The organism is Micromonospora sp. WMMD1120, from assembly GCF_029626235.1.
GTDB lineage: Bacteria > Actinomycetota > Actinomycetes > Mycobacteriales > Micromonosporaceae > Micromonospora.
Window position 1 is genome coordinate 3,624,511 of record NZ_JARUBO010000005.1, and the last position, 14,487, is coordinate 3,638,997.

At 72.8% G+C, this 14,487-nt stretch carries 13 protein-coding genes; 11 read left to right on the forward strand and 2 right to left on the reverse strand.

The window, feature by feature from the left end; translation table 11 throughout:
- Window positions 1–110: 110 nt before the first annotated feature.
- From O7634_RS17075 to O7634_RS17115, 9 genes are all read left to right on the forward strand, one after another.
- Window positions 111–2,945, forward strand: coding sequence for a Na+/H+ antiporter subunit A (locus O7634_RS17075; RefSeq protein ID WP_278151111.1), 2,835 nt, complete (start codon window positions 111–113; stop codon window positions 2,943–2,945).
- Complete coding sequence (locus O7634_RS17080) at window positions 2,942–3,421, forward strand: Na(+)/H(+) antiporter subunit C (protein WP_278151112.1); 480 nt, start codon at window positions 2,942–2,944, stop codon at window positions 3,419–3,421. Before O7634_RS17075 ends, O7634_RS17080 begins: the two co-directional genes overlap by 4 nt.
- Window positions 3,421–4,926, forward strand: a complete 1,506-nt coding sequence (locus O7634_RS17085) for a Na+/H+ antiporter subunit D (RefSeq protein ID WP_278151113.1) — start codon at window positions 3,421–3,423, stop codon at window positions 4,924–4,926. The genes O7634_RS17080 and O7634_RS17085 overlap by 1 nt, the downstream gene beginning before the upstream one ends.
- Complete coding sequence (locus O7634_RS17090; RefSeq protein ID WP_278151114.1) at window positions 4,923–5,522, forward strand: Na+/H+ antiporter subunit E; 600 nt, start codon at window positions 4,923–4,925, stop codon at window positions 5,520–5,522. Before O7634_RS17085 ends, O7634_RS17090 begins: the two co-directional genes overlap by 4 nt.
- Window positions 5,519–5,782, forward strand: coding sequence for a monovalent cation/H+ antiporter complex subunit F (locus O7634_RS17095; RefSeq protein WP_278151115.1), 264 nt, complete (start codon window positions 5,519–5,521; stop codon window positions 5,780–5,782). The genes O7634_RS17090 and O7634_RS17095 overlap by 4 nt, the downstream gene beginning before the upstream one ends.
- The gene (gene mnhG, locus O7634_RS17100; RefSeq protein ID WP_278151116.1) at window positions 5,779–6,141 is read left to right on the forward strand and encodes a monovalent cation/H(+) antiporter subunit G; all 363 of its coding nucleotides are present in this window, start codon (window positions 5,779–5,781) and stop codon (window positions 6,139–6,141) included. The genes O7634_RS17095 and mnhG overlap by 4 nt, the downstream gene beginning before the upstream one ends.
- A 218-nt stretch (window positions 6,142–6,359) precedes the next feature.
- Window positions 6,360–7,715 (forward strand): hemolysin family protein, encoded by a 1,356-nt coding sequence (locus O7634_RS17105; protein WP_278151117.1) that lies wholly within the window; start codon window positions 6,360–6,362, stop codon window positions 7,713–7,715.
- Window positions 7,712–8,776 carry a hemolysin family protein gene (locus O7634_RS17110; protein WP_278151118.1) on the forward strand — a complete coding sequence of 355 codons (1,065 nt, stop codon included), beginning with the start codon at window positions 7,712–7,714 and terminating at the stop codon, window positions 8,774–8,776. Before O7634_RS17105 ends, O7634_RS17110 begins: the two co-directional genes overlap by 4 nt.
- A 231-nt stretch (window positions 8,777–9,007) precedes the next feature.
- Complete coding sequence (locus O7634_RS17115; RefSeq protein ID WP_278151119.1) at window positions 9,008–9,922, forward strand: sporulation protein; 915 nt, start codon at window positions 9,008–9,010, stop codon at window positions 9,920–9,922.
- 130 nt (window positions 9,923–10,052) lie between these two features.
- Here the strand turns inward: O7634_RS17115 and leuE are convergent, their stop codons facing one another.
- Together leuE and O7634_RS17125 are read right to left on the reverse strand one after the other, a co-directional pair.
- A complete protein-coding gene (gene leuE, locus O7634_RS17120; protein ID WP_278151120.1) occupies window positions 10,053–10,724 on the reverse strand; it encodes a leucine efflux protein LeuE in 672 nt (223 codons plus the stop codon).
- Window positions 10,724–11,968 (reverse strand): bifunctional pyridoxamine 5'-phosphate oxidase family protein/GNAT family N-acetyltransferase, encoded by a 1,245-nt coding sequence (locus O7634_RS17125; protein WP_278151121.1) that lies wholly within the window; start codon window positions 11,966–11,968, stop codon window positions 10,724–10,726. The genes leuE and O7634_RS17125 overlap by 1 nt, the downstream gene beginning before the upstream one ends.
- Window positions 11,969–12,002: 34 nt before the next feature.
- Between O7634_RS17125 and O7634_RS17130 the strand changes: the two genes are divergently transcribed.
- Window positions 12,003–13,343 (forward strand): aminotransferase class I/II-fold pyridoxal phosphate-dependent enzyme, encoded by a 1,341-nt coding sequence (locus O7634_RS17130; RefSeq protein WP_278151122.1) that lies wholly within the window; start codon window positions 12,003–12,005, stop codon window positions 13,341–13,343.
- Window positions 13,344–13,672: 329 nt separating this feature from the next.
- On the forward strand, window positions 13,673–14,377 hold the full coding sequence (locus O7634_RS17135; protein ID WP_278151123.1) for a UdgX family uracil-DNA binding protein: 705 nt from the start codon (window positions 13,673–13,675) through the stop codon (window positions 14,375–14,377).
- The last annotated feature ends 110 nt before the right edge of the window (window positions 14,378–14,487 follow it).

The window sequence follows — 14,487 nt, forward strand, 5'->3', positions numbered from 1 at the left end:
CGGATTGTGGCAATTCCGGTAAAACCGCCCGTGGGCTCACAAACTGTCGTCTGATCGCTGGTAGGCGTCCTCGCGGCCACGGACGCCGGCCACCACGATCGGGAGAGCGCGTGCTGGTACTGCTCATCCTCCACGTCGTGGCCGCGGTCCTCGCGCCGTCGCTGGTCCGTCGGTGGGGACCACGGGCGGGTTACTCGCTGGCGCTGGCCCCGGCCGCCGCGTTCTGCTGGGCGCTGGCCCGCACGCCGACCGTGCGCGACGGCGGGGCGGTGGTCGAGACGTACCCGTGGATCAGGCAGTTGGGTCTCGACGTCGCGCTCCGGCTCGGCACGCTGTCCTGGTTGATGACGCTGCTGATCGGCGGCGTCGGCGCGCTGGTGCTGGTCTACAGCGCCCGCTACTTCGGCGCCGACTCCGTCGGGCTGGCGCGGTTCGCCGCGGTGCTGGTGGCCTTCGCCGGCGCGATGCTCCTCCTGGTCTTCGCCGACGACCTGCTGCTGCTCTACGTCGGCTGGGAGCTGACCACGATCTTCTCGTACCTGCTGATCGGGCACAGCACCGAGCGGCGCTCCAGCCGGTGGGCGGCCGCGCAGGCGTTGACGGTCACCACGCTGGGCGGCCTCGCCATGCTCGTCGGGTTCATCATGCTGGGCGAGCACGCCGGCACGTACCGCTGGTCGGAGATCGCCGCCGCCCCGCTGCCCGGTGGCGGGTACCTGGTGGGCGCGGTGCTGCTGATCCTGCTCGGCGCGCTGTCCAAGTCGGCGGTGCTGCCGTTCAGCTCCTGGTTGCCGGTCGCGATGGCGGCGCCCACTCCGGTGAGCGCCTATCTGCACGCGGCCGCCATGGTCAAGGCCGGGGTCTACCTGGTCGGACTGCTCGCGCCGGTGCTCGCCACAGTCGGCCCGTGGCGGCCGGTGGTGCAGGTCGCCGGGGTGGCGACGATGCTGGTCGGTGGTTGGGCGGCGCTGCGGCAGACCGACCTGAAGCTGCTGCTGGCATACGGCACCGTGAGCCAGCTGGGACTGCTTGTCGCGGTGACCGGCTCGGGCACGCCGGACGCGGCGCTGGCCGGCGCCGCGATGCTGCTGGCGCACGCCCTGTTCAAGGCGGCGCTGTTCCTGGTGGTCGGCATCATCGACCACGGCGCCGGCACCCGCGACCTGCGCGAGTTGTCCGGCCTGCGGCACTGGTCCCGGCCGTTGTTCGTGGTCGCGGTGCTGGCGGCGGCGTCGATGGCCGGGGTGCCGCCGCTGGTCGGCTTCGTCGCCAAGGAGGCGGTGTTCGCGGCGTTCACCAACCAGCCGGCGCTGCTCACCGGGCTGGTCGCCGGAACCGTGCTCACCGTCGCGTACAGCGTGCGCTTCCTCTGGGGCGCGTTCGCCGACCGCCCGGGTGTGGAGCCCGTCGCGCCGGGGCCGATCGCCGCGTCGTTGCTGGTCCCGCCCGGGGTGCTCGCCGGTGTCGGACTGGTCGCCGGTCCGGCGGCGGGTGCGCTGGAGGGCGTGCTGCACCCGTACGCCGAACTGCTCGGTGTGGTGGACGCGCACCTGGCGCTCTGGTCCGGACCGACCCCGGCGCTCGGCCTGTCCGTGTTGGCGCTCGCCGGCGGCGGCCTGCTCTTCGCCGTGCGCGGGCCGCTCGCCCCGGTGCTGTGCCGGCTCCGCGCGCCGGTGAGCGGCAACCAGGGGTACGAGTGGGTCGTGGGCCGGTTCGACCGCCTGGCGATCGAGGTCACCGGGGCGACCCAGCGGGGCTCGCTGCCGCAGTATCTGGGCATCATCCTGGTCACCCTGGTGCTGGTGCCCGGCACGGCGATGCTCTCGGCGGCCCCGTGGCGGGCCCGGGTCCCGCTCTGGGACAGCCTGCTGCAATCGGTGGTCGTCGTGGTGATCACTGTGGCGGCGGTGCTGGCGGTGCGCGCCCGTCGTCGCCTGACCGCGATGCTGCTGGTGGGAATGACCGGCTACGGCACCGCGATGCTGTTCGTCCTGTACGGCGCGCCCGATCTGGCGCTCACCCAGTTCCTGGTGGAGACCGCGACGATCGCGGTCTTCGTGCTGGTGCTGCGTCGCCTGCCGGAGCGGTTCTCGGCCCGGCCGCTGCGCCGTACCCGATGGATTCGGCGGACGATCGGCGTGGCGGCGGGCGCGGTGGCGGCCGGGCTCGCCCTCACCGCGGCGAGTGCCCGGCGGGCGCCGGACATCGCCGCCGCCTTCCCGGATCTCGCCGTCACGCAGGGGTACGGCCGCAACGTGGTCAACGTGACCCTCGTCGACATCCGCGCCTGGGACACGATGGGCGAGCTGGCGGTGCTGGTGGTGGCGGCGACGGGGGTGGCCAGCCTGATCTTCGAGCGGTCCCGCACCGGGCCGCGCCCACGCCGCCCGGGGTCGGACCAGCGGGCCACCGGGGCGGGTCGGCCGGTGTGGCTGCGTGGCGGACCCACCCTGTACGAGGAGCGCCGCTCGATCGTGCTGGAGGTGGTCATCCGGTTGATCTTCCATACCGTGGTGCTGTTCTCGCTGTTCCTGCTCTTCTCCGGGCACAACGCGCCGGGCGGTGGGTTCGCCGGTGGTCTGGTGGCGGGTCTGGCCCTGGTGGTCCGCTACCTGGCCGGTGGCCGGTACGAGCTGACCGAGGCCGCCCCGATCGGCGCCGGCGCGATCCTCGGGGCCGGCCTGGCGCTGTCGGTGGGCAGCGGTGCGCTGGCACTGCTGGTCAGCGGGTCGGTGCTGGAGAGCGCCAAGATCGATCAGGCGCTGCCGGTGGTCGGTGACGTCCACCTGGTCACGTCGCTCTTCTTCGACATCGGCGTGTACCTGGTGGTGATCGGACTGGTGCTGGACATCCTGCGCAGCCTCGGCGCCGAGGTGGACCGGCACATCGAGGCGACCGGGCAGGCGACCGGAGGTCTGGCGGTCGACAAGGGCGATCGGGCATGAGGAACGGTGGCGCGGGGCCGACGTTGGTGGTGGTGCTGGCCGTCGCGGTGCTCGTCGGTGGCGGGGTGATGCTGCTGTTGGAACGCACCCTGACCCGGATCCTGCTCGGGGTGGTCATGCTCGGCAACGGGGTCAACCTGTTGATCCTGTTGGGCGGCCGGCCCGGTGGGGCTCCGATCATCGGCACCGGCCCGGTGGGCGAGATGAGTGACCCGCTGCCGCAGGCGATGGTGTTGACGTCCATCGTGATCACGTTCGGGTTCACCGCGTTCCTGCTCGCCGTCGCCTACCGCAGCTGGTATCTCTCCGGCGACGACGAGGTGCCCGACGACCTGGAGGACCGGCAGATCATCAGCCTCGCCGAGGGCGACGAGGTAGGCGCCGTCGACCGTGGCGGTGAGGGCCCGAACGGCGACCCGGAGCAGGTCGATCCCGAGCCCGCCCGGCGTCGGCTGCGTCGGGGGGAGGGGCCGTGATGGGCATGCTGGTGCCGCTGCCGGTGGTGGTGCCGCTGCTGGGCGCGGCGCTGACCCTGCTGCTGGCGGGGATGCCCCGGCTCCAGCGCGCGACGAGCGTGCTCTGTCTGGGTGGCACCCTCGCCGTGGCGGTGGTGTTGCTGGTGCAGGCGTACCGGTTCGGGCCGGTGGTGGTGGCGGTCGGCGCGTGGCCGGCGCCGGTCGGGATCGTCCTGGTGGCCGACCAACTCGCCGCGCTGATGCTGGTGGTCTCCTCGGCGGTGACCCTGTGCGTGCTGCTCTACTCGATCGGGCAGGGCCGCAGCGAGATCAGCGAGTCGACGCCAGTGTCGATCTTCCACCCGACGTACCTGGTGCTCACCGCCGGCGTGACGAACGCCTTCCTGGCCGGTGACCTGTTCAACCTCTTCGTGGGGTTCGAGATCCTGCTGACGGCCAGCTTCGTGCTGATCACCCTGGGAGGCACCGAGGCCCGGATCCGGACCGGATCGACGTACGTGGTGGTCAGCATCCTCTCCTCGATGCTCTTCCTGACGGCGGTGGGTCTGGTGTACGCGGCCACCGGCACGCTCAACCTCGCCCAGCTCGCCCAGCGCCTCGACGACCTGCCCGACGCTGTCCGGCTGACGTTGGAGCTGACGCTGCTACTGGCCTTCGCGATCAAGGCGGCGGTCTTTCCGCTGTCGGCGTGGCTGCCGGACAGCTATCCGACCGCGCCGGCACCGGTCACCGCGGTGTTCGCGGGCCTGCTCACCAAGGTCGGTGTCTACGCGATCATCCGTACCGAGACGTTGCTGTTCCCCGGCGGGCACGCGAACACGTTGCTCATGGTCGTCGCCGGGCTGACCATGGTGATCGGCATCCTCGGCGCGGTGGCCCAGTCCGACCTGAAACGGCTCTTCTCGTTCACCCTGGTCAGCCACATCGGTTACATGATCTTCGGGGTGGCGTTGAGCACCGCCGCGGGGCTCTCCGGCGCGATCTTCTACGTGGTGCACCACATCACCATCCAGACCACGCTGTTCCTCGTCGCCGGGCTGGTCGAGGAGCGCGCCGGCAGCACCGACCTGCGCCGCATCGGCGGGCTGGCCCGGGTGGCGCCGCTCCTCGGTGTGCTGTTCTTCGTCCCGGCCATGAACCTCGCCGGGGTGCCACCGTTCTCCGGCTTCCTCGGCAAGCTCGGCCTGCTCCAGGCCGGGGTGGCGGCCGGTGGACCGCTACCCGGGGCGCTGGTCGCGGCGGGCACGCTGACCAGCCTGCTCACCCTCTACGTCGCGTCCCGGGTGTGGAACATCGCGTTCTGGCGCTCACCCCGGCTGGCCACTGACGAGCCGATCGTCCGGCTGCCGAAGCTGATGGTCGGTGCCACGGTGGCCCTGGTCGCCCTCGGGCTGGCGCTGACAGTGGTGGCCGGGCCGCTCTTCGACGTCACCGCCGACGCCGCCGCCGACCTGCGCCTGCGCACCCCGTACGTCAATGCCGTGCTGCCCGGGGACGTACCGTGACCGGCTCGTCGCCGGCGGCGGTCGGGCCGCGGAGAGCGCGCGGCCGGCTCGGACGGTGGCGGGACCAGGCGGTGGCGCTCGGCTGGCTGGTGCTGGTCTGGAACCTGCTCTGGGGCGACCTCACCTGGGGGAACCTGGTCGGTGGCCTGCTGGTCGGCGGCGCGGTGCTGGTCTTCTTCCCGCTGCCGGCGGTCAGCTTCGGCGGGCGACTGCGGCCCTGGCCGCTGCTGGTGTTCGCGGCCCGGTTCGTCGTCCAGCTGGTCAGCGCGAGTCTGCACGTCGCCCGGATCGCGGTGCAGCCCGGATACCGCCCGCGTGGAGCGATCATCGCGGTACGGCTGCGGGTGGCCAGCGACCTGAACCTGGCGCTCACCGCGGAGGTGATCTCGTTGGTGCCGGGCACGCTGGTCCTCGAGGTGGACCGGGACTCCGGGACGCTCTACCTGCACGTGCTGGACACCCACGAGCCGGCCGACCTGGACGTGGCCCGTGACCGAACCCTGACCGTCGAGCGGCGCATCGTCCGGGCGGTGGGGTCCGATGCCGAACTGCGCCGCGCCGAGAAGGCGTCACCCGAGAGGGGAACCCGACCGTGATCATGTTTCTGGCCGTCGTCCTCACCGCGCTGTTGTCGGTGACCGCGCTGCTCGCCCTCACCCGCCTCTACCGTGGGCCGTCGCTGGTGGACCGGGTGATCGCCGCGGACATGCTGCTCGCCACGATGGTCAGCGCGGTGGGCGCCGAGGCGGCGGTGAACCGGCACGCCACCACGCTGCCCGTGCTCGTGGTGCTCTCCCTGCTCGGCTTCGTGGGCTCGGTGTCGCTGGTCCGTTTCGCCGTCCGGGAGCAGCGGTGATCAGCACGGTCGTCGACTGGCTCGGGGCCGGCTGCCTGGTGGCCGGCGCGCTGCTCGGGCTGGCCGCCGCGATCGGGGTGCTGCGGTTCCCGGACGCGCTGTCGCGGATGCACGCCGCCACCAAGCCGCAGGTGCTCGGGGTGCTCCTGCTGCTGCTGGGCATCGCGTTGCGGCTGCGCTCCCCGGCGGATCTGGGCATGATCGGCCTGGTGGCGGTCTTCCAACTGTCGACCGCGCCGGTCGCGGCCCAGATGATCGGGCGGGCCGCGTACCGGGCGGGTCGGCTCGACCGGGACCTTCTCGACACCGACGAGCTGGCCGAACGCGGATCGAGCGGTGGATCGGCGGGGCCGGGGTGACGACTCGGCCGACGCCCGCGGCGCGGTTGACGCGCAGCACCGGATAGATCCCGGCAAAACAGACGATCCGCTCCTTCGGCCCACCCTCAGCGGAGTCCCAGTCAGCGCCGATAAAATGGCGGCATGATCGACTCCTCTGCCCAGGAGGGCAGCAGTAGCCAGCCGGGTCGTGCCCGGCATATCCCCGTACCGACGACCCCGGGAGCCCTGAGCGACCCGTGTTGATCGTCGTCGGTCTTCTTCTGATCATTGTTCTCACTGCCGCCACCGGTTACTTCGTGGCGCAGGAATTCGGCTATGTCGCCGTGGACCGGGGCAAGCTGCGCCAGCTCGCCGATGACGGCGACCAGGCCGCCGCCCGGGCCCTGACCGTCACCAGCCGGCTCTCCTTCATGCTCTCCGGCGCCCAACTCGGCATCACCGTCACGGCGCTGCTCGTCGGTTACGTCGCCGAGCCGTACCTGGGCGGTGGCCTCGCCGACGTGCTCGGGCTGGCCGGCGTCAGCGAGGCGGTCAGCCTGCCACTCTCGGTGGTGCTGGCCCTGATCATCGCCACCGTGGTCCAGATGGTCCTCGGTGAGCTGGCCCCGAAGAACCTGGCCATCGCCCGGGCCGAGCCGTTGGCGCGGGCGTTGAGCCGGTCCACCCTCATCTACCTGGCCATCGCCGGGCCGGTGATCCGGCTCTTCGACAGGGCGGCGGTCCGGCTGCTGCGCCGGATCGGCATCGAGCCGATCGAGGAGCTGCCCAGCGGCGCCACGCCGGCCGACCTCGAGCAGATCATCGCCGAGTCCCGCGAGGAGGGCAGCCTGGACGCCGAGACGTCCACGCTGCTGGACCGGGGTCTCGACTTCCGTGAGCTGACCGCCGGGGAGGCGATGGTGCCCCGGGTCGACGTGCACACCGTACGGGCGCAGGAACCGGTCAGCCGGGTTGTCGAGCTGCTGGACACCGGCCACTCCCGCTTCCCGGTGCGCGGTGCGGAGGGCGTCGACGACCTGGTCGGCGTCGTCGGCATCGCCGACGTGCTCGGCGTACCGCCGGCGAAGCGGGCGACCACGCCGGTGAGCGCGGTGGCCGGCCCGCCGCTGCTCGTACCGGAGACGTTGCCCCTGCCCACGGTGCTGGACCGCCTGCGGTCCGGGCACCGGCAGATGGCGTGCGTGGTCGACGAGTACGGCGGCTTCGCCGGTGTGATCACGCTCGAGGACATCGCCGAGGAGCTGGTCGGTCCGATCCGGGACGAGGACGACCCGCCGGAGCGGGCGCCGGCCCGGCAGGACGACGGGTCGTGGGTGGTGCCCGCCCGCTGGCGCATCGACGAGGTCGCCGACAGCACCGGCATCGCCCTGCCCGAGGCGCCGGAGTACGACACGCTCTCCGGACTGGTGATGCGGGAGCTGGGCCGGGTGCCCGAGGTCGGTGACCGGTTGGAGATCAGCCTGCTGCCCGAGGGCGCCGAGGCCGAGGACGGCGAGGTGCCGCCCCGCGCGTTGGTCGAGGTGCTGGCGGTGGACCGGCACGTGGCCGACTCGGTGCGGTTGCAGCTCAGCCGCCCGGAGGTGACCGCGTGAGCCCCGGAATCGCGCTGTTCCTCTCGGTGATCCTGCTGGCGCTGAACGGGTTCTTCGTGGCCGCCGAGTTCGCCCTGGTGGCCAGCAAGCGGTACCGCCTGGAGCAGGCGGCGGCCTCCGGCGGCCGCGCGGCGCGGGCCGCGCTGGACGGCGTCCGGGAGCTGTCCCTGATGTTGGCCGGCGCGCAGCTCGGCATCACGCTGTGCACCCTGGGGCTCGGCGCGTTGGCCGAGCCGGCGATCGAGCACCTGATCAGCCCGCTGCTGCACGCGGTGGGCCTGCCGGACGCGGCCAGTCACCTCGTCGCCCTGATCTTCGCGTTGGCGCTGGTGACCTTCCTGCACCTGGTGGTGGGGGAGATGGCGCCGAAGTCGTGGGCGATCACCGACGCGGAGCGCTCGGCGACACTGCTGGCGCTGCCGTTCCGTGCCTTCGCCCGGGTCTCCCGGCCGGTGCTCTCCGCGCTCAACGCCCTGGCCAACGCGGTCCTGCGGCTGTTCGGGGTCGAACAGCAGGATCAGCTCGCCCAGGTGCACGGCCCGGACGAGCTGCGCATCCTGCTGGAGCAGTCCCGGGAGCACGGGCTGCTCGGCGCCGAGCAGCACCAGTTGCTGACCAGCATGCTGGAGTTGCAGGGCACGTCGGTGGCGCAGGTGATGGAACCGTTCGACACCATGGTCACCGTCCGCCGCGACGACCCGGCCGGACGGATCGAGGAGGTCAGCCGGGACAGCGGGCGATCACGCCTCGCCGTCCTGGACGAGGCCGGCGACGTGTGCGGCCTGGTGCACGTACGGGAGGCGGTGCGGGTGGTCACCACCGGCCGGGTCGCCACCGCCGGTGAGCTGATGTCGCCCGCGTTCACGCTGCCCGCGACGTCCACCGTCACCGAGGCGGTGGCGGCCATGCGGGCCCGGCAGTCGCAGCTCGCGTTGGTGCGCAACGGCGGCGGCCCGGCCCGTCCGATCGGCTTCGTGGCTCTGGAAGATCTCCTGGAGGAGGTCATCGGCGAGTTCGACGACGAGACCGACGCGGTGCCGCGCGGGAGGCGGCTGCGCTGACCGTCGACCCGGCCGCGTTGACCGAGCGCGGCCGGGTCGTGCCGTGACCGTTGGCCCAATCGTGCTGATCGAGCGCGGCCGGGTCGTGCCGTGACTGTTGACCCGGCCGCGTTGACCGAGCGCGGCCGGGTCGTGCCGTTCCGGGGCCGTCCGGCCGGGCGTGAGGTCGCCCCGACCGGGTAGGCGCTGCTGGTGCGGGCCGCCGGGGTTCGTGGCGGAGGGGGGCGCGCGGTGCGGCTGACGGGTGTGTCCCCGGAGTCCGGCGGGACCGGGCTGTCCGTACACACCACGCTCCCCAACCCGAGCACCCGGCCGGGCCTGCACCTGCCGGGGCGGGTGACGGTCGCGGCCGGGCCGGAGGACGTGCCGGTCCGGCACATCCGGCTCGGGTTGGTCACCACCGTCGAGCCGGACGACCCGGCCGCGCCCAAACGCCTGGTGCAGTTCCACCAGGTGCCGATCGCCGGCCGGTTCGTCGTACCGGCCAATCGGCGGCGCGCTGTCGACTTCGCGCTGCCGTTGCCGTGGGAGACCCCGGTGACGATCTTCGGCGGGGTGCCGCTGCTGAGCCTGCGGATGGGCCTACGGACCGAGGTGTCCCTCGACCCCGACCTCGACCAGGGGGCGATGGTGCCGGTCTTCGTGCACCCGATCCCCACCCAGCAGCACCTGTTCGCGGCGCTCGACACGCTCGGCTTCACGATCCGTCAGGCCGGGTTGCAGGAGGGTGGGCTGCCCGGGGTGCAGCACACACTGCCGTTGCACCAGCGCTGGGGATACTGGGTGGGTCCGCTCTACGCCGGGCCGATTACCGAGATGGAGGTGATCCTGGTGACCAACTCGGCCGGTCTGGAGGCGATCCTCTGGATGGATCGCCGGCTGGCGCTGGCCGGGATCACCCACCAGAGCATCAGCCGGTTCCGGATCTGGCACGAGGACGCCGACCGGCGCGACTGGGTCGCCACGGTGGACGGCTGGGTCCGCCACGCCATCAACCGGCACGCCGCCGCGGCGGCACACGCCGACTGGTCGGCGCAGATCACCGGGTCCGCCCACGTCAGCCGCCACCCCGACGAGCCGGTCCGCCCCGGCTACGGCCGCGCCGGCACCGCCGGAGAAGGCAGCGCCGGCGGCGACGGCACCTAACACCGCATCCCCCACCCCCTGCGCCCGTCTCGCCCCGTTGACCATGAAGTTATTGCCACTTTGCCCGGCGTGTCGTGGCGCCAACTTCATGATCAACGGGGCGAGGGCGGGCGGGGGCAGGGGGTAGGGGTTAGGTGGTGGTGGCGGTGGCTAGTTTGAGGCTGAAGGCCAGGAAGAGGGCGGCCACGGCGGTCGTGCCGCTGGCCGCCAGGCGGCGGCGTTGGCGGAACTGGGTGGCCAGGAAGGTGCCCGCGAAGATCAACGCGGTCAGGTACAGCGCGCTCGTCAACGTGGCGATCAGCCCGAGCAGCAGGAAGGACAGCGCCGGCCACGCGTACCCGGGGTCGACGAACTGGATGAAGAACGAGATGAAGAACAGGATCGCCTTCGGATTGAGCAGGCTGATCACCAGCGCCTTGCGGAACGGGCTGCGCATCGCCGCCGGCTCCGCGGCGTCGATGAGCCGCGGCGTGCCGGGGTCGTTGCGGTCGCGCCAGCGCCGCACGGCGCCGAGCAGCATGGTCACCCCGACATAACCGAGGTACGCGGCGCCGGCGTACTTGATCACCAAGAACAGCGGGGGGTACGCCTTGAGCAGCGACGCCACTCCGGCCGCGGAGAGGATCATCAGCACCCCGTCACCGACGAACACCCCGCCGGCCGCCCGGTAGCCGGTCGCCACGCCCCGTTTGGCGGCGGTGGAGAGCACGAAGAGCGAGTTCGGCCCGGGCAGCAGGATGATGGCCACGGTGCCCAGCACGTAAGTCCAGATGTCGGTGATCCCCAGCACGCCCGCCATCATCACGCCACCGGTGCCGTACGGCGAAGTCTTTCTCGCAGCCGGAGTTGTGCGCTCGGCCACTCGTCGACGGTCATCGAGTAGGTGACGGTGTCCCGCCAGGAACCGTCCGGGCGCTGCCGGTGCATCCGCAGCACCCCCTCCCGGGTGGCGCCGAGCCGTTCGATGGCCGCCTGCGAGCGGAGGTTGCGGATGTCGGTGTGCAGCGCGACCCGTACCGCGCCCAGGTCGTCGAAGGCCCTGCCGAGCAGGAGCAGCTTCGCCTCGGTGTTGATCCCGGTACGCCACCAGGGTCGGCCGAGGAAGGTGTGCCCGATCGCCACCGCCCGGCGCTGCGGGTCGATGTCGTAGTAGGACGTGCTGCCGACCACCGCCCCGGTCGCCGCGCACCGCTGCACCCAGGCCACCCGCTCACCGCGGTGCTGGGCGGCGAGGGCGGTGCCGATCACCTCGGCGATCCCGGCCGGCGTGGCCGGCTGTGCCACGTTGAGGTGCCGCCACACCTCGGCGTCCGCTGTGGCGGCGTGCAACTCGTCGGCGTGCGCCAGGGTCAGCGGTTCGAGCCGGACGTGCTCGCCGTGCAACGGCACCGGGTCGTGCCAGGGCGTGCGGGCGGCCCGCAGGAACGGCGGCAGCGGCGCGGTGACCCCGCTGTCCGGCTCGGGCGCCCCGGGGGTCAGCCGCAGCGGCAGCACGCCGGCCCAGTACGGCAGGTCGGCGTCGGCCTCGTCCTCGCGGACCCCACCGGCGCGGACCCGGACGGACACCTCGCGCAGTGGCAGCGCCAGCACGGCGGTCTCGGCCAGCTCGCGCCGGTTGGGTGGGCGGGAGGCCGTGCTGCGTCCCGCGCCGACCTTCTCGACGAGCGCGGTGAGCATGGTGAGCTTCTCCCGCTCGTCGGTGACCAGCCGGGCGGTGCCGTGCGCGACCACCGAGCGGTAGTTGGCGCTGTGGTGGAACTGGGAGCGGGCGTAGACCAGCCCGTCGAGCACCGTCACCGCGACGCAGACCGGCAGCCCGTCGTCGCCCCGGGCGGCGAGCAGCGGCCTGCTGCCGGTGGAGCCGTGCAGGTAGAGCGTCTCGCCGACGCGTACGTGCAGGGTGGGGAGCACCCGCGGCCGGCCGTCGACGGTGAAGCCGAGCGCGCAGTCGTACGCCTCGTCGAGGACGGCGTGAGCGGCGGCCTTGTCGTAGCTCATCCGGTCGCGGGAGCGGTTGGGGGTGGTCCGGGCGGTGGGTGGATACATGCGCGCCCCTTTGTTCTAGTACAATCTCTGAATTGTGTCAGCACGCTATCAGTTCACCGGTGGGACGGCCGTCGAGATTTCGGCCAGCGTCGAGTCGGGCATCCGTACCGGAGCGCTGCCGCCGGGTGCCGCGGTGCCGCCGGTCCGGGCGCTCGCGGCCGAGCTGGGGGTCAGCCCGGCCACCGTCGCCCGCGCCTACCAGGAGCTACGCCAACGCGGGCTGCTCGCCACCGCCGGTCGGCACGGCACCCGGGTACGCCCCCGCCCGCCGGTGGCCGCCCGTCGCTCCGCGCTGCGCCCGCCACCGCTGGCCGGCACCCGGGACCTGTCCCGGGGCGAGCCCGACACCCGACTCCTTCCCCCGCTGGGCCCGCACCTGGCGGCGCTCGCCGCCGACGGTGGCCCGTCGGTCGGCTACTCCGACGCCGGGGTGTTGCCCGAACTGGCCGAGGTGGCCCGTGCCCGGCTGAGCGCCGACGGGGTGCCGGCCGGAGAGTTGACGCTCACCGGTGGCGCGCTGGACGGCATCGAACGGCTGCTCGGCGCCCACCTGCGTCCCGGCGACGCGGTGGCGGTCGAGGACCCGGGCTGGGCCAACCTGCTCGACCTGGTCGCCGCGCTGGGCCTGCGGCCGATCGGCGTACCACTTGACGACGAGGGGCCGCTGGTCGCCGGGGTCGCCGCCGCGCTCGCCGCCGGGGCGCGGGCGCTGGTGGTCACCAGCCGGGCGCAGAACCCGACCGGCGCCGCCGTCTCCGCCTCCCGCGCCGAGGCGCTCCGGGCGCTGCTCGCGGGTCGGCGGGACCTGCTGTTGATCGAGGATGACCACGCTGCCGAGCTGGCCCGCGTACCCCTGAACGTTCTTGCCGGCGCGACCGCGAGTTGGGCCTTCCTCCGTTCGGTGAGCAAGCCCTTCGGGCCGGACCTGCGGCTGGCGGTGCTGGTCGGCGACGAGACGACGGTGGCCCGGGTGAGCGGCCGGGCGCGGGTCGGCGCCGGCTGGGTCTCCACGGTGCTGCAACGCCTGGTGCTCGCCCTCTGGCGGGACCCGGCGGTCACCGAGCTGGTGGAGCGGGCGGCGCACAGCTACGAGGAGCGGCGCGCCGGGCTGCTGGCCGCGCTGGCCGGGCACGGCCTGAGCGCGCACGGCCGCAGCGGCATCAACGTGTGGCTGCCGGTGGCGGACGAGACCAGCGCGGTGACCGCGCTGCGCGACGCCGGCTGGGCGGTGGCGCCCGGCGCCCTCTACCGGATCGCCGCCCCGCCCGCCGTGCGCATCACCGTCAGCTCCCTGGATCAGTCCGACCTGGCCCCTTTGGCCGCCGCCCTGGCCCGGGCCGAGAGCCCCACTCCACCCCACGGCTTCCTCATCTGACCCGCACCACCCACCGCCGCGATCTTGCGGGTTGTGTAGCTGAAACATCCCGGTATGAGAATCTTTGTCCCGACAGAAAGCACAAGATCGCGCGGATTCGGGGTGGTGCTGGCGGGTATGCGGGCCGCCGGAGGTGTGACGGTTATGGCTTCAGGTGGGTCTCGGCGGGGTGTCTGGATCGCGGTCGCGGTCGCGGTGATCATCATCGTCATCGTGCTGATCGCGATCGCGTCCGGTGGCGACGGCGGTGGCAACGGTTACTGACCGGTGCGGTCGATGCGCTGGAGCGTATCCGGCAGCGCGCATCGAAGGGGTATATAACAGTCGGCATGGCCGAGCAGACCGGGAACGCGCCGGGCGCCCAGCGGTTCATCCCGCCCGACGCCGACACCATTGACGACCTGCGCGCCGCCGCCGGCGGCTGTCGCGGCTGCGAGCTGTACCGGGACGCCTCCCAGACGGTCTTCGGCCGCGGTGACGAGAGCGCCCGCGTGGTGCTCGTCGGCGAGCAGCCCGGCGACATGGAGGACCAGAAAGGGCTGCCCTTCGTCGGCCCGGCCGGGCGCCTGCTGCGCCGGGCGGTCGACGACGCGGGCCTGGACCCGCGTCACCTCTACCTGACCAACACCGTCAAGCACTTCCGCTTCGAGCTGCGCGGCAAGCGGCGGATCCACCAGACTCCGGACCAGGTGCACATCACCGCCTGCCGGCCCTGGCTGGTCGCCGAGTTCGCCCGACTGCGCCCGGAGATCGTGGTGGTGCTCGGCGCGACAGCCGCCAAGGCGCTGCTCGGCCCGTCCTTCCGGGTCACCCGGCAGCGGGGCGAGCTGCTGCCGTGGCCGCAGTCGGCCCAGCGCCCGGAGGACTTCGCCCGGGTGCCGATCGACAGCGCCGGCGCGGTGGCCGACGCGCCGGAGGCCCGGCTGCTGGCGACCATCCACCCGTCCGCCGTGCTGCGCGCCGACGACCAGGACAGGGCGTACGAGGGGCTGGTCACCGACCTCACCGTCGTCGCGCGCGCCCTGCCCGGCTAGCGACGGCGCCAGCCGTCCCCGTCCCCAGGTCGTGCGGACCGCACTGTGGACGCTGCCTGCGGACAGCGACGCCCCGGTCGGGCGGCGAGGCGATACGGGTCCGAAACGTC

Bases quoted from the DNA above. Each gene is read 5' to 3' on its own strand.
- O7634_RS17080 (WP_278151112.1), top strand. From the start codon at position 2,942: ATGAGGAACGGTGGCGCGGGGCCGACGTTGGTGGTGGTGCTGGCCGTC.
- O7634_RS17085 (WP_278151113.1), top strand. From the start codon at position 3,421: ATGGGCATGCTGGTGCCGCTGCCGGTGGTGGTGCCGCTGCTGGGCGCG.
- leuE (WP_278151120.1), bottom strand. From the start codon at position 10,724: ATGATGGCGGGCGTGCTGGGGATCACCGACATCTGGACTTACGTGCTG.
- O7634_RS17125 (WP_278151121.1), bottom strand. From the start codon at position 11,968: ATGTATCCACCCACCGCCCGGACCACCCCCAACCGCTCCCGCGACCGG.
- O7634_RS17135 (WP_278151123.1), top strand. From the start codon at position 13,673: ATGGCCGAGCAGACCGGGAACGCGCCGGGCGCCCAGCGGTTCATCCCG.